Consider the following 17687-nt stretch of genomic DNA (forward strand, 5'->3'; position numbering starts at 1 on the left):
TGTCAGAAATCGACTTCGCACCAGCCCGGTACTTTCTCGATCACGCGGGAAGACCAGCCGCGCCGCCGGCAGGCGGCGCCCGACTCGCGCGGCCCGCCGGCGTGGGTAGGGTTCCATGCGTGCCCGAGATCCCAGCGCAGTACCTGCTTTCGGCTGACGCTCCGAGGCCGCGCACGTTGATCGACATCATCCGAGCCACCGCCGAGCGCTACCCGGACGCTGCAGCCATCGACGACGGGGAGGTGCAGCTCACCTACAGCGAGCTCATCGAGGACATGTCCGACAGCGTGGCATGGCTGGCCGCCCGGGGCATCGGGCGCGGCGACCGGATCGGTATCCGGATGGCTTCGGGTAGCTATTCGTTGTACACCGCGATCCTCGCCGTCCTGGCCGCCGGTGCCGCCTATGTGCCCGTCGATGCCGACGATCCCGACGAACGTGCCGAACTGGTGTTCCGGGAGGCCAACGTCGTCGCCGTCATCACCGACAAGGGCATCGAGCGCACCCGGGGTGCGTCGCGCGGCTGGCGGGCCGAGGCCCCACTGGCCCGTGACGACGCGTGGATCATCTTCACCTCCGGATCTACCGGAACGCCGAAGGGGGTGGCGGTCAGCCATCGCAGCGCTGCCGCCTTCGTTGACGCCGAGGCGCAGATGTTCCTGCAGGACAGTCCCATTGGCCCCGGCGACCGCGTGCTGGCCGGGCTGTCGGTGGCATTCGACGCGTCGTGTGAGGAGATGTGGCTGGCGTGGCGGCACGGCGCCTGCCTGGTTCCCGCACCGCGATCGCTGGTGCGCAGCGGGATGGACCTCGGACCCTGGCTGGTCACCCGCGACGTGACCGTGGTCTCGACCGTGCCCTCACTGGCGGCGCTGTGGCCCGCCGAGGCGCTGGAGGCGGTGCGGCTGCTGATCTTCGGCGGCGAGGCCTGCCCGCCCGAGCTTGCCGAACGGTTGGCGGTGGATGGTCGCGAGGTGTGGAACACCTACGGCCCCACCGAGGCCACCGTCGTCGCCTGCGCCGCCCGGCTCGACGGGTCGGGGACCATCAGCATCGGACTGCCGCTGCGCGGGTGGGATCTGGCCGTCCTCGACGGCGAGGGCCGGCCGGTCGGCTACGGCGAGACGGGCGAGCTGGTGATCGGCGGTGTCGGCCTGGCCCGCTATCTGGACGACGACAAGGACGCCGAGAAGTACGCTCCCATGCCGACACTCGGTTGGCAGCGGGCCTACCGCAGCGGTGACCTGGTGCGACTGGAGGCCGACGGGTTGTACTTCTGCGGTCGCGCCGACGACCAGGTCAAGGTCGGGGGCCGACGCATCGAACTCGGCGAGGTGGACTCCGCACTGGTCAACCTCACCGGGGTGAGCGGCGGTGCGGCGGCGGTACGGCGCACCGCGACCGGCACCGCGGTCCTGGTCGGGTACGTGGTCAGCGCCGACCCGTCCTTCGATATCGCCGCGGCGCGCAGCGAACTCGCCGAGCACCTGCCCGCCGCACTGGTGCCCCGGCTGGTGCGCATCGCGGAGCTGCCCACCCGCACCTCGGGCAAGGTCGATCGAGACGCATTGCCCTGGCCGCCGCCGGGCAGCACCGACACCGAGGAGGCCGCCGACTTGGCCGGCACGGCGGGCCGGCTGGCCGGCATATGGCGGGATCTGCTCGGCGCCAACATAACGGGGCAGGAAGCCGACTTCTTCGCCCTCGGCGGTGGCTCGCTGGCCGCCGCGCAGCTGGTTGCCACGTTGCGACAGCAGTACCCGCAGCTCACCGTCGCCGACCTGTACGACCATCCGCGGCTGGGCTCGCTCGCCGCTTTTCTCGACGAACTCGGTCCGCCCCCGCCGGTCGACGAGCGGGTGGTGAAGCCGACGCCGCGGCCGGCCCAGTTGACCCAGACCGCGCTGACCGTGCCGCTGGCGACGCTGTCGGCGCTGCAATGGCTTACCTGGCTGGCGTTGGGGAACAACATGGCGCGTGCTGTGCACCTGGTGCCGTGGACGGTGGCGGTGAATTGGTGGGTGGTGGCGAGCGCGTTCGTTCTGTTCGTCACCCCGCTGGGACGGATGGGCATCGCGGTGCTGTTCGCCCGACTGCTGCTGCGGAACGTCAAGCCGGGCAGCTACCCACGCGGCGGGTCGGTGCACCTGCGCGTGTGGTTGGCCGAACGGCTGGCTGAAGCAAGCGGTGCGGAAAACCTGGCGGGTGCACCCTGGCTCGTCTACTACGGCCGGGCGCTGGGCGCCGAGATCGGCAAGGGGGTGGACCTGCATTCGGTGCCTCCGGTGACGGGCATGCTGACCGTCGGCCAGCGCAGCGCGATCGAACCCGAGGTGGACCTGCGCGGACACTGGGTCGACGGGGACGTGTTCCACGTCGGCACGATCACGATCGGCAATGACGCGACGATCGGCGCGCGCACGACCCTGCTGCCCGGCGCGGTCGTCGGCAAGAACGCCGACGTGGCCCCGGGCTCCGGGGTGATCGACAAGATCAAGAACGGCCAGTATTGGAAGGGCTCGCCGGCGGCCAAGTCGGGCCGGGTGAATCACCCGTGGCCGGACGAGCGGCCGGCCCGCAAGTCGTATTGGGTAGTCGGCTACGGATTGACGTCGCTGGTGCTGGCCGGGTTGCCGCTGCTGGCCCTGGCCGGCGGGCTGGCCATCATCGCCTCGGCCGTGCACCGCACCCGGACCCTGTCGGAGGCGGTGTTACCCGCGCTGCTGTGGACGCCGGCGGCCGCGCTGGTCGGGTTCGCTGCCTACGCGGTGGTGACGGTGGTGACCGTGCGGGTGCTGTCGGTCGGGCTGCGTGAGGGCTACCACCCGGTGCGCAGCCGCGCGGGCTGGCAGTTGTGGACCACCGAGCGGTTGATGGACGCGTCGCGCAACTACCTTTTCCCCCTGTACGCCAGCTTGTTCACCCCGGTTTGGCTGCGCATCCTGGGTGCCCGGGTCGGCCGGGGCACCGAGATCTCCACGGTCTTGCTGACTCCCAAGTTCGCCGTAATCGAGGACGGGGCATTCCTGGCCGACGACACCATGGTCGCCTCGTACGAGCTCGGCGGCGGCTGGATCTACGTGGCCGAGACCACCGTCGGCCGGCGCGCATTCCTGGGCAACTCGGGGATCACCCAGCCCGGCCGCCGGGTTCCCGACGACGGTCTGGTCGCGGTGCTGTCGGCGACACCGCCGAAGGCCAAGCGCGGCTCGTCGTGGTTGGGCAGTCCGCCGATGCGCCTGCGCCGGCGCCCGGCCGAGGCCGACGAGGAGACGACTTACCGTCCCCCTGCCCGGTTGAAGTGGATGCGGGCCGCGGTGGAGATCGGCCGGTTGCTCGCGGTGATGGTGACGGTCGCGATCGGGGTGGCGGTGCTGGGCACATTGCAGGCACTGACAATTGCTTTCGGAATCTGGTGGGCAGCGCTGGCCGGCGGGCTGGTGTTGTTGGGCGCGGGCGCGATCGCCGGAGTGGTGACGGTCGCCGCGAAGTGGGCGCTGGTCGGCCGGATCAAGTCCGGCGAGTTCCCGCTGTGGTCGTCGTTTGTGTGGCGCAACGAACTTGCCGACACATTCGTGGAAACCGTTGCGGCCCCGTGGTTTGCGCGTGCCGCCAGCGGAACACCGGTGATGAACCTGTGGTTGCGCGGTTTGGGTGCCAAGGTCGGACGCGGCACATGGTGTGAAACCTATTGGCTGCCCGAGGCCGACCTGGTCGTCCTCGGCGAGGGCAGCACCGTCAACCGCGGGTGCGTGGTGCAGACGCACCTGTTCCACGACAGGATCATGCGGATGGACAGCGTGGTGCTGGAATCGGGTGCCACCCTCGGTCCGCACTGCGTTGCACTGCCCGCCGCCCGGTTGGGCGCCGGAGCTTCCGTCGGTCCGGCATCACTGGTGGTACGCGGTGACGAGGTGCCGGCATCGACGCGGTGGCAAGGTAATCCGGTGCGACCCTGGGTGCCTCGGAAGAAGGGCCGCAAGAACACGGTGGACGTCAAGGACGACGCGGCGTGAAGTCACCGGTGCGCAAGTCCGCCAAGAACGGGGTCGGAGCCGATCCGCTGGATCCGTATCTGCCGCAGAACGGCAACTTCGGCTATGCGGTGTCGCGCTACGAACTCGATCTCGAGTACAAGGTCGCCATCAATCGGTTGTCGGGCACGGCGACCATTACCGCGGTGGCCTTGACCGAATTGTTGGATTTCAGCCTCGACCTGTCCAGCGCGTTGTCGGTGTCCAGGGTTTCGGTGAACGGTAAGCGCGCCGCCCGGTTCAGTTGTCGCGGCGGCAAGTTGCGTATCGTCTTGGCGTCGAAGTTGGCGTCCGGCTCCGCAATGTCGGTGGTGGTGCGTTATGGCGGCACCCCCAAGCCACTCCGAACCCTATGGGGCGAAGTGGGATTCGAGGAGTTGACCGAAGGTGCCCTGGTGGCCGGGCAACCCAACGGGGCGGCTTCCTGGTTCCCCTGCAACGACCATCCCAGCGCCAAGGCCGCCTTCCGGATTCAGATCAGCACCGAGAGTGCGTACCGGGCGATCGCCAACGGCAAGCTGGTCTCGCGCCGGGCGCGGGCGTCGCAGACCGTTTGGACCTACGAACAACCGGAGCCGACATCGACCTATCTGGTCACGTTGCAGATCGGTGTCTACGAGTCGCTCCGGCTGGCCAGGACGCCGGTGCCCATCCGGGCGGCGTTGCCCCATCGGCTCGAAGAGAATTTCGACCACGACTTCGCCCGCCAGCCCGAGATGATGGAGCTGTTCGTCGAGCTGTTCGGGCCATACCCGCTCGCCGACGGGTACACCGTGCTGGTCACCGACGATGTGCTGGAGATTCCGCTTGAGGCCCAAGGCATTTCGATCTTCGGCGCCAATCACTGCGACGGCACGCGAGCCAGCGAGCGGCTCATTGCGCACGAGCTTGCCCACCAGTGGTTCGGCAACTCGGTGACCGCGCGCCGGTGGCGCGACATCTGGTTGCACGAAGGGTTCGCCACCTACGCCGAGTGGTTGTGGTCGGAGCGCAGTGGCGGCCCGGACTCCGATGAACTGGCCCGACACCACCATGACCAGCTGCGTCAGAAGCCGCAGGACCTGGTACTCGCCGATCCCGGGCCACGGCGCATGTTCGACGACCGCGTATACAAGCGTGGCGCGCTCACCTTGCATGCGCTGCGCGAGCGGCTGGGTGACGAGAAGTTCTTTGCGCTGATGCAGGACTGGACGACCCGGTATCGGCACGGCACCGCCACCACGGACGACTTCACCGGGCTGGCCGCCAACTACACCAACCAGTCGTTGCGGCCGCTCTGGCAAGCCTGGCTCTATTCGACGGAAGTCCCCTGACTACAGGTTAGCCAGGTCGTCCGGCACGTCCACCGCATGTGACTGCAGGACCTCGAGCGGCACCACCTCGAGCGTGCGCTCGTGCGTCGAAGCCAGCACCACCGGAGCGGCGCAGCCGTCGTGGTGGGCCCGCAGCCAATTGCGGGCCGTCACGCACCAGCGGTCGCCCGGCAGTAACCCGGGAAACCGGTACTCCGGTATGGGCGTTGACAAGTCGTTGCCGATGGCACGCTGATGCTCGAGGAATTCGGTGGTCACCACCGCGCAGATGGTGTGCAATCCACGGTCCTCGTCCCCGGTGCTGCAGCAGCCGTCACGATAGAAGCCGGTGACCGGCTCGGTGCCGCACGGTTCCAACGGGCCACCCAGCACGTTGCGATCAGGCATGGGCCCAGTATCGCGCGTTGCGTCAAACCCCAGACATGCTGGTGCCCAACTGCAGGCCGATTCCCATCACGCTCTGTGCAGCTTCGGCGTCCACATCCGAGTACATCCGGGCGATGTCGCCGATGGCCGCACCTACTCGCATCAGCTCCTGCTGAGCGGCCTGGTGCAGCGCGATCACCTGGGCTGCGTCACTGGTGAATGCCGTTACGGCCTGCGCGGAGACCTCGTCCGCGCCGGCGGGCAGCAGTGAGGTCAGTACATCGGCGGCAGTTGCGCCGGCCTGCAGACCTCCGAATGCGTTGTCCGAAATCTGCGAGCCGATGTCGGTGGTAGCCGAGCTGAAAGTCATGGACTGCATTGGCGTCTCCCGTAGTGCAAAGAACGACAACTGCCATAATAGTATTGATGGGATATTGTTTGCGTCAACAAGGCTTGAGGTAGGCATTCATTTCGTGTGTTCGGTTCGGCCGGATCGCTCGGCTTGCAGGGGCACATGCAGTGGGCCACCCAGATGGACTAGGTTCATCGGCGTGATACTTACGGGCGCTTTCCTGGCCGACGCGGCCGCCGTCGTCGACAACAAACTCAATGTGTCGGGTGGAGTGCTGTCCCGATTCGCGCTCGGCCCCGATCGGTCGGCCCGGTTCGTGCTGGTGGTGTTGACTCAGGCCGAGCCGGGGAACGAGGACCGGACGCTCAAGATCGAGATGCGACCGCCGACCGACGAGGACCCGATCCGCCTGGAGTTCGAGGTACCGGAGGCCTCGGTCGCCGAGTTCCCCGGGTTCGCCTTCTTCGAGCTCCAGTTGCGTCTGCCCAGCGACGGCCGCTGGGTGCTGGTGGTGACCGGTGGCACTGCGGCCATCTCGCTTCCGGTGCTGGTGACGGAGTTTGCGCCGCCGCCGCCCTCTTCGTTCGGCCTCTAGCCGCTGGGCCCCAGCACCTTTTCACCGCGAGCGACCCCAAAATGCCGGCCGCCGCGGCCCCGAGGCCTCCACGCCTGGTCGATGGGGCATGCCCCCGACCAGCGGATCCAGCACGATAGGCCCGTAAGAGTCGGCGCCCCGGGCAGGTGCACAGGTGCATCAGGGAGCGTTCCTCGGCTGACCATCCGCCGTAGGTGACCGCTTCCCACAGGATGTGCTCGCCCAGCTCCGCCCAGGCCCGGTCGGGGTCCTCGTGCAGGTAGATCATCCCGCTTGCCGTGCCGCACGAAATCTACGCCCAGCGAGTCGAATTCAACGTTGCGTTAGCCCAGACCCACGGTGGTGTGCAGGCGGCCGCGGCTCATGTTGTCCACCAGGGCGATGTCCTCGGCGAAGCGGACGGGGTTCCACAGTGGCCCGAGCGCACAGTCCACGCTGGCGATCATCGTCGACGTGCGCGCCAGAAACATCGACGCGGCCATGATGGGATTGCAGCTCCACCGGTCACATGGTGTTCGTCGACGCTCACGGTGGTGATTCCTCGCGACTCGCCCCACTGCACCAATTCCATTGCCGCATTGAGTAACTCACTCTGCTTACGCGGATGGACCTGGGGCGAGGCGAAATTGAAGCGCCGCACCGTCAGGATCAGGTGCGACTACCGGGCCTGGCCCTGCAGGAATGCCGGAAAATCGGGGAACAATGCACGGTCGACGATCTCGATACGGGTCCCGCCGGCATCGACGTAGTAGGCGAACATAGACAAGGTCGAGCCGGGCACGTCGGCGGTCATCTCGAAGGAAAACCCGTTGTCCTCCAGGCCCCTGGCGGCCTCCGCGAGGTTATCCGCGAAGTAGCCCAGGTGGTGAACGGCGTTGCCTGGTGCCGCCACCCACGGTGTCCCCGGCGTCTCCTGGATCAGTTCGAGGTACGGGGCCTGCACGGAGTAGACAAAGTTGGAGGTCAGTTCACGGGTGCCCCTGCCAGTGCGGAAGGGCAGCGTGTAGCGCATCGGCTTGATCCACCGGTAACCGGCCAGCGCGGTGAAGCGGGCCATCGCAGCGTCGAGATCAGGCACCACGATGCCCGTGTGGTAGAAGTCTTCGGGCCGAAGCGCCAGGGCCATATTCCGTCCTCAGATGCAGTCCGATGCGCCGTCGACGACGAACACCGCACCGGTGGTGTAACTGCTTTGTTCGGTGCACAGGAAGGCTACCGTGGGGGCGATCTCCCCCACCGATCCGAAACGTCGCAGCGGGACGTGGGCCAACTCCGCCTCCATCAGTTCGCTAACCGCATGCATGGGCGCGGTCATCGGAGTGTCGATCGCGCCCGGCGCCACCGCGTTAACCCGGATCCCATGCGGCGCCCACTTCACCGCGAGATTTCTGGTCACACATATGATTCCGGCCTTCGCAGCACCGTAACCGGGTACCAGCGGGACGGCCCGCAGCGCCGACATCGAGGCAAGGTTGACCACGCTGGCACCGCCGCTGGCCGTGGACGCCTTCAGGGCTCGGCGCAGTCCGACGGTGAGCCGATACGGTCCGGTCAGATTGAGCGCCACCGAGGCCTCGAAGCCGTCGGGCTTCGACTCGTCGAGTCCTCCCGGGAAGTTCGCTCCCGCGTTGTTCACCAGCACGTCGAGTTCGGTAAACTGCCGCGTCAGCGCGTCGACGGAGTCCGGGTCGGTGATCTGCAACCGGTGATACGTCATACCGGACAGATCGGCGTCGTAATCGCTTGCGTCCGGCTTGGTTCCGGTGATGACGACCCGGGCGCCGGCGTCCCGAAACAGCGTGGCGATCCCGTGGCCGATGCCGCTGGTGCCACCGGTGACCAGCGCCGTGGTTCCGGTGAAGTCGAAGCTGACGCGTGCGGTCATGAGTTACTCGCTATCTGTTGCTTGAGCCAGGCTGATTCCCAGAAGTTCGCACTGCCGGCCAACAGATCCTCGTGCGCCTCTCTGAGCACTTCGCGCGCACCGGGATGGTCGGGGGCCACCAACTCGGCGAGGTGGATGGCGTGCAGGGGCCGGCCCGCGCACAGGTGGGCCCGGGCACGGTCGACGAGTGCGTCGGCGCCGGCGAGGTCGACAATGTCGGGCGCCACCTCGTCGAACCCGACCGGATAGAGCTCGGTGGTCGAGCGGTGATGGAACCAACCGGAGTAGTTCTCCCAGATGGCCCGCACGTCCCAGCTGACCTTGCCATAGCCTTGGCCCACTTCGTATTCCGGCGGCAGCGCGACCTCGCGCATCACCGAACGGACATCCTTGCCGGCGTTCATGCCGGCGACGGTCTGGTCGTGGATGTACTCGATGGCGTCGCGCAGCCGGGTCAGCTCGGAGTTGATCAGCTCGGCGCCGGCGATCGGGTCGAAATGGCCGGTGACCAACAGCTCCGGCTGCAGATCACGAACCCGCTCGACCGATGCTATGGCCGTCAGCGCGTCGCGGTACCGATCGCCGCGGATGGTGACCAGATTGGGGATGTGCCCGAAGATAGGCCCGAAAGTGTTTCCGCACAGGCAGATCCGCTCCTCGGGGAGCCACACGACCAGCGAGTCGGTGGTCTCTCCCCCGGGCACCGAGATCAGCTCCAGCCGGCGGTTGCCCACCTGCAGGGTCAACGTGTCGTCGAAGTCGAGGTCGACGGCGGGAACACTCTGCCCGGGAAGCCTTTTGGTGCCCAGACGCTGTTGGATGGCCCCGATACCAGTGGCGAGCGTTTCTTTGAAGGCAAAGGCGCTGCGGCTGGCGCGATACGGGATGAGACGTTCGTTGTCGTCGCGCCACAGCTTCCAGTTAGCTTGTGCGACAACGGTGGTGTCGGGATCGCGGACGCTGTCCAGCCCACCGACATGGTCGACGTGGCCCTGGGTGAAGATGACATAGCGCACCGGCGAAGAGTCGACGGCGTCGAAGTTGGCCCGGTGCACCGGACCCTCGAAGCCCATACCCGTGTTGACGATCACCCGCCCCTCTTCGGTGGTGAGCAGATAAGCATTCGACAACCCCGGCGAGCACCACAGCCCGGGGGCGACCTGCTCGGCTTGTTCGGCGGATGCGGGGCGCATGGCAGCTGCGCCGGGGCGGCTCCGGTACACCGGCTCGGATGTCACTGTGGCTCCTTCATTCGGCGCGGACGTCGAACCTGTCGAAATAGAAGCCGAATCGCGCACGCAATTCCTCCGGGGAGACACCGAAGTGCCGTTTCAGGTCGTAGCGGATCCGGCCACGCTTACCGCGCGGATTGGCGTCCAGATACTTCTGAAATCGCCCGCGTACCCGGTCGGTCAGTTCCTGCCCGCCGCGGCGGTAAAGCTCAGTCAGCAACGGTAATTCGTTGCCATCGAGGTGATGGAAGCTGATGTCGATGCTCCGCTCGGCCGGCACCAGTTCGCGGTCACGCACACATGCACTGAGCAGTCGGTGCACGCGGTCGCTCCAGTAGTCCAACAGCCAGCCCGGGTCGATGCTGGTCCGGCGCAGCCGGTCGGAGTAGGCCATCATGGTGATCGCCGACTGGATCACCGCGACCGGATCGCGGTGGGTGAAAGCCACCGTGGCGTCCGGGAAGGTCGCCGTCAACGCGCCGAGTTGCTCGCAGTGCTGCGGGCTCTTGAGCACCCAGGTCCGCGGTCCGCGCAGAAATGTCAGAGCCTGCAGCACTTTCCGCAGGTATCGGTAGTGCCGATGCTGGTCCAGCGTCAGGTAGTAGTCGCGCCAATCCGGCACCCGCGCATGCCATTCCAGCACATAGGAGGCCAGGTCCAGGTCCAGGATCTCGACTTCCTCCTCGATGGCCTCCGGGAAGCGGTCGTGCATGGCGGCCACCACCGGTGCGCTGACCATGAGCGCGTCGTGCTCCTGTTTGCACCGCGTGTAGCGCGGATCCACGCCGTGGGCGTCCGGGCCTTCGCCTCGCGCGGGTATCGGGTCCTGGCTCTCCCAGTACGGCAGCGCGCGCCGGTGCGGGTCGGCGGCGATCAGGTTCACCAGATGCGTGGTGCCCGATCGCGGCATCCCGACCACGATGTAGGGCCTTTCGATCGGGATCGACTCGATCTCGGGATAACGCTTGATCAGGTCGGTCAGCGACAACCGGTTGCGCAGCAACCGCACCACCCGTTGACGCAGGGTGGACCGGGAGAGCTGCCGCAGCCCCTCGTCGTTCTCGATTGCGGCGACGTGCGCGGCCAGCCGGTCGGTGAAGCCGTCGGCGTCGTCGAGATCGTCGGCGCCTGCCTGTGCACGGGCCTCGGCAAGCATCTTGTCGGGGCTGAAATCGACGGGTCGCGACTCGGTGAATTCCAGGATCTGCCGCTGGACGTCGGTCAGCTGCGGCGACGTCAGGTCGTCGAAGTCGATGACATCATCCACCGACGCCTCCTCGACGTTGACTTCGTCGAATATAGCGATCGCCGGAACGGTACCCTGCTGCGGGGAACACCCCCGTTCAGCTCGGCAGAAAGGCGTGTCCGGTGCTCGTCGTCACTACCAATGACATCCCCGGCTGGGAGATCCAGCGCGTGTGTGGAGAAGTCTTCGGACTCACCGTTCGGTCTCGAAATGCCTTCGCGCAGTTCGGCGCCGGGTTCAAGTCGATGTTCGGCGGCGAACTGCAGGGCATGACCAAGAACCTGGCCGAGAGCCGCAACGAGGCGATGGCCCGGCTGATCAACGAGGCACGCGCCAAAGGCGGCAACGTGATCATCGGGATGCGCTTCGACACCACTGAGCTCGGCGACGTGTGGACCGAGATCTGCGCCTACGGCACGGCGGTGCAGGCCGTGCCGGTCACCGACGGTGCCCGCTACACCGCCTCTCAGCTGGGGTACGGTGGCGCGCCACAGCCTGCGCAATAGCCGGCTGGCCCCTCGGCCGTGCTTACGTCCGAGCGGAGCGGTAGGTTCAGCCAGGTGATAGTGGGGGCGTTTCTGGCCGAAGCTGCGTCGGCGGTAGACAACAAACTCAGCGTTTCCGGGGGTGTGCTGCTCAGATTCGCCGTGGAGGCCGATCGGCTGGCCCAGTTCCTGCTCGTGGTGCTGACTCAGTCGGAGACGGGCAGTGCGGAGCGGCGAATCGGCGTGGAGATCCGGCCGCCGACCGACGACGAGCCGCTGACCATCGAGTTCGAGTTGCCCGAGGCCGCTACCACCGCCGAACTCGGCTTCGCGATTTTCCCGATCGAGGTGACCCTGCCCGTCGACGGCCGCTGGGTTCTGGTGGTGAGCGGCGGGGCGGGCATGATCTCGCTTCCACTGATCGTCAGCGGTTGAACGGAAACCCATGAACACCGCCCGGGGGCTCAGATGGCCGACAATCACGGACGCTGGGCGGGCGCTCGGTTCCCCGAAGTGACGGCGGAATAACAATTCCCACCCTCAAATTGTCGCGGGCCGGTATGCCGCGGCGCCCGGCGCACCCCCGGAAATTACCGTCGCGTGGTGCACCGTCGAACCGCTCTGAAGCTGCCACTGGCGCTGGCAGCCGGTACGGCCCTGACCCGGCCGCCGCGCGCGTCCGCCGAGGCGGGCCGGTGGCCGGCCGACCGGGCACACAACTGGTATCAGGCGCAGGGCTGGCTCGTCGGCGTCAACTACGTCACCTCGACGGCCATCAATCAACTCGAGATGTTCCAGGTCGGCACCTACGACCCGCGGCGCATAGACAATGAGCTGGGGGCGGCCCGCTTTCACGGGTTCAACTCGGTGCGGGTCTTCCTGCACGACCAACTGTGGGCGCAGGACCGCGCCGGCTTCCAGGGCCGGCTTGCCCAATTCGTCGGGATCGCCGCGCGCCACGGCATCAAGCCGCTCTTTGTGCTGTTCGACTCCTGTTGGGACCCCTTCCCGCGGATAGGCCGGCAGCGCGCGCCCAGACCAGGCGTACACAACTCCGGATGGGTGCAAGGGCCGGGCGCCGAACACATCGACGACCGCCGCTACCTGAGCATCATGTACGAGTACGTCACCGGTGTGTTGAGCCAGTTCCGCAGCGACGACCGCGTGCTGGGCTGGGACCTGTGGAACGAGCCCGACAACCCCGCCCGCGAGTACCGGAAGGTGGAACGCAAGGACAAGCTGGAGCGGGTGGCGACCCTACTGCCGCAGGTCTTTCGCTGGGCACGGGCGGTCGATCCCGCCCAGCCTCTGACGAGTGGCGTCTGGCAAGGCAACTGGGGCGATCCGGGCCGGCGCAGCGCCATCGCCGGCATCCAGCTCGACAACGCCGACGTGATCACCTTCCACAGCTACGCCCCGCCGGGCGAGTTCGAGGGCCGCATCGAGGAACTGTCGCCACTCGGGCGGCCGATCATCTGCACCGAATACCTCGCACGCTCACTTGGCAGCACGGTGGAAGGCGTGCTGCCGGTCGCCAGGCGCCACAACGTCGGCGCGTTCAACTGGGGACTGGTCGCCGGCAAGACGCAGACCTATTTCCCGTGGAGCTCCTGGGACCACCCGGCCACCGCACCGCCCAAGCAATGGTTCGCCGACTTGCTGCAACCCGACGGACGTCCGTTTGCGGACGGCGAGATGCAGACGATCCGCAAGCTGGCCACCGGGCGGGACCGGGATTGACACTTCAGCCCGGCAGGTCCACGGGGCCCGTCGCTGGTATGCGGTTCGAAAACCGAAGCTCGTGCAGTCCCGCGGCCCGGCCGGCACGCGCGGCACTGACTTCTTGGCCCCTTCGCGGCCTCGCACCGTTTCGTCGACGCATCACCAGGCTGATGCGTTTGGCCGAGGCTCCACGGGTGAACACCCTTGACGCGTGGTCGCTGATACCGCAGCGCCGCGCGGACATCAACTGGCCGGCATTCCGGAACGAACGAGAAGGGATCATCATGGCACTCGACGATGACGACATCACCACAACGGGCGGCGGTGGAGAAGGCACGGCCGACGGCGGCTCCAACCCCGAAGGCCACGACGGCGGCGCCGACGGAACCGCGAGCAAAGGATCCGAAAGCGAAACCGGCGGCGAAGGCCAGGCCGACGGCGGCTCCAACCCCGAGGGCCACGACGGCGGCGCCGACGGTACCGCGTGACCGCTTCTTGATGCTGAGTCGCTGCACAGCCACCGATGCTGGGTTGTTCGCAACCCAGTATTGGGGCCGGCGCCCCCTACTCAGCCGCGCTGAGGCGCTGCCCCGCGACTTCGCCGACCTGCTGTCACCGTCCGCGGTCGACGAGTTGATCGCCGAGCGCGGGGTGCGAGCACCGTTTATCCGCATGGCCAGGGCCGGCGACGTCCTCGCCCGGGACTGCTACACCGGTCCGGCCGGCTTCGGTGCAGAGATGCCGGACCAGGTGGATTCGGCCAAGGTGCTGGCGGAGTTCGCCTCCGGTGCGACCATCGTGCTTCAGGGGTTGCATCGGTTGTGGCCGCCCCTGATCAACTTCGTCCGGTCCATGGTCGACGACGTGGGTCACCCGGTGCAGGCCAACGCTTACGTGACCCCGCCCGGCAGCCGCGGATTCGACCCGCACTACGACGTCCACGACGTGTTCATCCTGCAGACGTCGGGTGAGAAGCGCTGGACGGTGCACGAGCCGGTGCACCAGCACCCGCTGCCTACGCAACCATGGACCGGGCACCGGGACGCCATCGCCGCGCGGCTCGACGACGAACCGGTCATCGACACCGTCCTGTCCGCCGGCGACGCCTTGTACCTGCCCCGCGGGTGGGTGCATTCCGCTCGATCCTTGGCAACCACCTCGATCCACCTGACCATCGGGGTGTCCGCCCTGACCTATCTGGACGTGGTTCGTGCGGTCGTTGACACCCTCGCCGCGGACGGTGAGTTCCGAAGGCCGCTGCCGTTGGGCATCGACGCCGGCAACCGCGACGAAATGGCAGCGACGACGGGCAAGGTCATGGCGCAACTGGTCGATGCCGTGCGGGACCGCGCCGCGGAGCTCTGCGACGGAGCCGCAGCGCGGTTGTGCGACCGGCACGCCAAGGACACCCGGCCTGCCGCGGTCCGTGTGCTGGAAACACTGGACGCCGCCGAGGCGGCCGGCTCGATCTCCGTTCGATGGCGCCACGGACTCGTCGGCGCACCGCGGGTCGACGACGGCCGCGTCGTCCTACGGCTGCCGGACCGGACCATGACCTTTCCGGAGTCGTGCGCGCCGGCGATAGAGGCACTTCATCGCGGGCTCACCGCCGATGCCGACACCCTGCCCGGCCTCGACCGCGCAGACTCGACCGTGTTGATTCGCCGGCTGTTACGCGAGGCGGTCGTGATACCGGCCGAGCACCCCGCTGCGACGGCGCCGGAGGACGAATGACCGCCACCAAGGTGAGCCCGTGCAGCGACCAATCGCTGCTGCGAGATGACCCCGTCTACGGCACGGCCTCCGCGGGACACGCGTGGGCAATGCTCGAACTGAGCGGCGGGTGGGGGCCGTCGGCATTTCTCGACTCACCGGCGATCATCGACCGCGCCCTAGGACGCAACATCTGCCGCCGCATCGAGACCGCGGGCATGCGGGTCGCTGCGATACGCCGCCCGGGACGCCGTCCCGCGACACCGCGTTGGCGATGGTTCATCGCGCAGTGCGACGAGGGCAGCGAGACGCTCTACACCGGAGAGGTGAACGAACCTCGCGAATACCTTGACATCGCGCTGGATGGCTCAGACGGTGACGTGAGCGCCGGACCACTGGTAGCGGTGTGTGCGCACGGCAAACACGACCAGTGCTGCGCCGTGCGAGGCCGCGCCGCGGCGGCAGCAATCGCGTCGCAGTATCCCGAGTTCGTTTGGGAATGCTCGCATTTGGGCGGCGACCGGTTCGCGGCGACGATGCTGGTGTTGCCCGAGGGCCTGTGCTACGGACGGGTCGACTCAACCGACTCCGCGGGTCTGGTGCGGTTGTATCTCGACGGTCGGCTGGACCACCGGTATCTGCGCGGCCGCACCTGCCTGCCGCACGCGGTCCAGGCCGCGCAGCACTTCGCCCGGGAATCAACCGGCGAAGACCGCATCGGCGCCTTGTCGCCGTTGAGCATCGAGCACCGCGAGGACGGGATCCACATCGAGCTCGCGGCGAAACCGGGTCCTCTCGAAGTCGTCGTTGCCGAGAAGATGTCCGAGCCGCTGCTCTCCATGTGCCGCTCCTCCGTCCTCGGCTCGGTGCGCACGTACGTCCTGGTGTCCCTCAGGTCGCGGTGAACCATGGCGGACATCATTGATCTCATCTACGCCGATCACGACTGGATTCGTCGTCAGTTCTTCCGCCTCGACGAGGCCGAATTACACGGCGATCTGGCAGCGATCTGGGACGTCCTCAGCACCCGCCTCGACCTTCATGCCGAAGCCGAGGAGGCCGTCTTCTACCCGGCACTGTTGCAGCACGGCGGGCGCGACCATCCCGGCAATCCCGAAGGGGATCCAGACGACGAGACCGAAGACGCCATCACCGATCACAATGCGATTCGCGACGCCGTCCGTCGGTCCCGCCTGCACGAGCCGAGCAGCCCAGAGTGGTTCGCGGCGGTAATCGACGCACGCCGGGAAAACGGCAAACATCTCGACGAAGAAGAGCGAGAAGCGATGCCGGACTTCATCAAGAGTGCGTCCCTTGAGCTCAGGAACGAGCTGGCCATGCGCTGGATGCGGTTCCATGCCGAGCGCGATGCGACCAAAGGAGTCGACAACCGCGACAAAGACGCCGCGGACTACATCGATCGCCATTCGTGAGAAACCCAGGTACGGGATCAAGCCAATTCGACCGCCTTCCCGCAACGTGGCCTCTGACGTCATGGTGAACGACACCTTGGTCTGGTTCGACGGCCGCACCGTGGAGAAGGACGAAACTTGCGAGCTCTCAACGCCGTTGGGCCCTCGGCTTTAGACGGTGAGGGTGTAGGTGTGTGCGTAGCCCAGCGGACCGACCGGTTCCCACACGGTGCTGTCCGGTGTCATGACGCCGGCGTCGCCGGCTGAACATCATGCGCGTCCGGACTCGGCGTAATCGTCACCCGTGCCGGCGGCGCCGGCCGGGGATCATGTTGGCTTTCATCACCGAGCCAGTTAGCCAACGGCCATGGGCTTCAAACCATTGCGTTGCTCACCCGAACGCGAGGGATCATGGGCGTTATGGACGACGACGAGCTAGATGCCCTGTACTGGGCCCCTCCGGAAACGTTCACCGCCGAACGGAAGAAGTTATCGGCAGCGGCCAAAAAGCGGGGAGATAACGCTGCGGCCAAACGGATTTCAGCAGCCCGCAAACCCACCACAGCTGCGTGGATTGTCAACCGGCTGACGATCGGGCACCCGGAGGCACAGACCCGCCTGGCTGAGCTGGGTGACAGCCTGCGCACCGCGCACGCCGCGATGGACGGGGCGCAGATCCGGGAGTTGTCCGCCCGGCAACACCAGCTGATCAACCAACTCACCGAAGCCGCACTCGATGCGGCCGAGGTGAAGAACCCGTCGTCGACGCTGCGCGACGACATCGTGGGCACGTTGCAGGCCGCGATCGCCGACCCCGAAGTGAGAGCGCGCCTCGGTCGCCTGGCCAAGGCCGAACGTTGGTCGGGCTTCGGCGACTTCGGCGCCAGTGCGGCGGTGTCAGCGACCACCAAGCCGACCGCGCCGGCGGCCACACGATCCCGGTCGTCGACAGAGCCGCAACGCGAGCAGGAAGCACAGGCCGACACGCGGGAGCGCGAACGGTTGACGGCAGCGGTAGCCGCAGCCGAGCAGGCAGCGGCGCAGGCCGACAGCGTGCTGTCCGACCGGCGGGCCGAACGTGACGCGGCCCGTTCGCACCGTGACGAGGCAGCGGCAGCCCTGAGCAAGGCAGAACGCGCGGTCGCCAACGCTGAGAGCAACTACAAGAAGGCGCGCCAAGCCGTCCGCGATGCTGCGCAGGCGCTAAAGCAGGCCAAGGCCCACCTCAAACGGACGTAGCGGGCGCGGGACCCCACCAGGGAGCACCAACACCCCGCCACACGCCCCAAAAAGAAGCCCGAACCCTAAAAACGAGGGTTCGGACTATTCCGA

The 17687-nt window shown here is 67.2% G+C and carries 18 protein-coding genes and 1 pseudogene; 11 read left to right on the top strand and 8 right to left on the bottom strand.

The features are described from left to right. The first annotated feature begins 119 nt into the window (after positions 1–119). Together AC5Y7D_RS19880 and AC5Y7D_RS19885 are read left to right on the top strand one after the other, a co-directional pair. Positions 120–4016 (top strand): Pls/PosA family non-ribosomal peptide synthetase, encoded by a 3897-nt coding sequence (locus AC5Y7D_RS19880; protein ID WP_499926955.1) that lies wholly within the window; start codon positions 120–122, stop codon positions 4014–4016. Continuing rightward, positions 4013–5347: a M1 family metallopeptidase gene (locus AC5Y7D_RS19885; RefSeq protein WP_499926956.1), complete on the top strand. Its 1335-nt coding sequence runs from the start codon at positions 4013–4015 to the stop codon at positions 5345–5347. Before AC5Y7D_RS19880 ends, AC5Y7D_RS19885 begins: the two co-directional genes overlap by 4 nt. Here the strand turns inward: AC5Y7D_RS19885 and AC5Y7D_RS19890 are convergent, their stop codons facing one another. Together AC5Y7D_RS19890 and AC5Y7D_RS19895 are read right to left on the bottom strand one after the other, a co-directional pair. Continuing rightward, a complete protein-coding gene (locus AC5Y7D_RS19890) occupies positions 5348–5734 on the bottom strand; it encodes a DUF2237 family protein (RefSeq protein ID WP_499926957.1) in 387 nt (128 codons plus the stop codon). Between the two features lie 22 nt (positions 5735–5756). Beyond that, positions 5757–6092 carry a PE family protein gene (locus AC5Y7D_RS19895; RefSeq protein ID WP_499926958.1) on the bottom strand — a complete coding sequence of 112 codons (336 nt, stop codon included), beginning with the start codon at positions 6090–6092 and terminating at the stop codon, positions 5757–5759. A 172-nt stretch (positions 6093–6264) separates the two neighbouring features. Between AC5Y7D_RS19895 and AC5Y7D_RS19900 the strand changes: the two genes are divergently transcribed. After that, complete coding sequence (locus AC5Y7D_RS19900) at positions 6265–6660, top strand: hypothetical protein (protein ID WP_499926959.1); 396 nt, start codon at positions 6265–6267, stop codon at positions 6658–6660. 323 nt (positions 6661–6983) lie between these two features. Here AC5Y7D_RS19900 and AC5Y7D_RS19905 read toward each other — a convergent pair whose 3' ends face one another. The 5 genes from AC5Y7D_RS19905 to AC5Y7D_RS19925 form a co-directional block, all read right to left on the bottom strand. After that, positions 6984–7142 carry an LLM class flavin-dependent oxidoreductase gene (locus AC5Y7D_RS19905; protein WP_499926961.1) on the bottom strand — a complete coding sequence of 53 codons (159 nt, stop codon included), beginning with the start codon at positions 7140–7142 and terminating at the stop codon, positions 6984–6986. A gap of 176 nt (positions 7143–7318) precedes the next feature. After that, positions 7319–7786 (bottom strand): VOC family protein, encoded by a 468-nt coding sequence (locus tag AC5Y7D_RS19910; RefSeq protein ID WP_499926962.1) that lies wholly within the window; start codon positions 7784–7786, stop codon positions 7319–7321. A 9-nt stretch (positions 7787–7795) separates the two neighbouring features. Continuing rightward, on the bottom strand, positions 7796–8545 hold the full coding sequence (locus tag AC5Y7D_RS19915; RefSeq protein WP_499926963.1) for an SDR family NAD(P)-dependent oxidoreductase: 750 nt from the start codon (positions 8543–8545) through the stop codon (positions 7796–7798). Continuing rightward, a complete protein-coding gene (locus AC5Y7D_RS19920) occupies positions 8542–9738 on the bottom strand; it encodes an MBL fold metallo-hydrolase (protein ID WP_499927128.1) in 1197 nt (398 codons plus the stop codon). The genes AC5Y7D_RS19915 and AC5Y7D_RS19920 overlap by 4 nt, the downstream gene beginning before the upstream one ends. A 55-nt stretch (positions 9739–9793) precedes the next feature. Next, positions 9794–11044, bottom strand: coding sequence for a sulfotransferase family protein (locus AC5Y7D_RS19925; protein ID WP_499926964.1), 1251 nt, complete (start codon positions 11042–11044; stop codon positions 9794–9796). Between the two features lie 101 nt (positions 11045–11145). Between AC5Y7D_RS19925 and AC5Y7D_RS19930 the strand changes: the two genes are divergently transcribed. From AC5Y7D_RS19930 to AC5Y7D_RS19960, 7 genes are all read left to right on the top strand, one after another. Then, positions 11146–11529 carry a YbjQ family protein gene (locus AC5Y7D_RS19930; protein ID WP_499926966.1) on the top strand — a complete coding sequence of 128 codons (384 nt, stop codon included), beginning with the start codon at positions 11146–11148 and terminating at the stop codon, positions 11527–11529. 54 nt (positions 11530–11583) lie between these two features. Beyond that, positions 11584–11943, top strand: coding sequence for a hypothetical protein (locus AC5Y7D_RS19935; protein ID WP_499926968.1), 360 nt, complete (start codon positions 11584–11586; stop codon positions 11941–11943). 168 nt (positions 11944–12111) lie between these two features. Beyond that, on the top strand, positions 12112–13248 hold the full coding sequence (locus tag AC5Y7D_RS19940; RefSeq protein WP_499926970.1) for a glycoside hydrolase 5 family protein: 1137 nt from the start codon (positions 12112–12114) through the stop codon (positions 13246–13248). A gap of 176 nt (positions 13249–13424) precedes the next feature. After that, positions 13425–13718 carry a hypothetical protein gene (locus tag AC5Y7D_RS19945; protein ID WP_499926971.1) on the top strand — a complete coding sequence of 98 codons (294 nt, stop codon included), beginning with the start codon at positions 13425–13427 and terminating at the stop codon, positions 13716–13718. Between the two features lie 10 nt (positions 13719–13728). After that, positions 13729–14964 carry a cupin domain-containing protein gene (locus tag AC5Y7D_RS19950; RefSeq protein WP_499926973.1) on the top strand — a complete coding sequence of 412 codons (1236 nt, stop codon included), beginning with the start codon at positions 13729–13731 and terminating at the stop codon, positions 14962–14964. Next, the gene (locus AC5Y7D_RS19955; RefSeq protein WP_499926975.1) at positions 14961–15848 is read left to right on the top strand and encodes a ferredoxin family protein; all 888 of its coding nucleotides are present in this window, start codon (positions 14961–14963) and stop codon (positions 15846–15848) included. Before AC5Y7D_RS19950 ends, AC5Y7D_RS19955 begins: the two co-directional genes overlap by 4 nt. Before the next feature lie 3 nt (positions 15849–15851). Continuing rightward, the gene (locus AC5Y7D_RS19960) at positions 15852–16376 is read left to right on the top strand and encodes a hemerythrin domain-containing protein (protein WP_499926977.1); all 525 of its coding nucleotides are present in this window, start codon (positions 15852–15854) and stop codon (positions 16374–16376) included. Positions 16377–16394: 18 nt separating this feature from the next. Here AC5Y7D_RS19960 and AC5Y7D_RS19965 read toward each other — a convergent pair. Further along, a pseudogene (locus AC5Y7D_RS19965) lies at positions 16395–16678 on the bottom strand (Ig-like domain-containing protein); the annotation flags it as partial. Between the two features lie 97 nt (positions 16679–16775). Between AC5Y7D_RS19965 and AC5Y7D_RS19970 the strand changes: the two are divergent. Further along, entirely contained in the window at positions 16776–17594 is an 819-nt protein-coding gene (locus tag AC5Y7D_RS19970; RefSeq protein WP_499926979.1) for a hypothetical protein, read from the top strand. Positions 17595–17687 lie beyond the last annotated feature (93 nt).

This window comes from Mycobacterium sp. NGS49, from assembly GCF_059812565.1.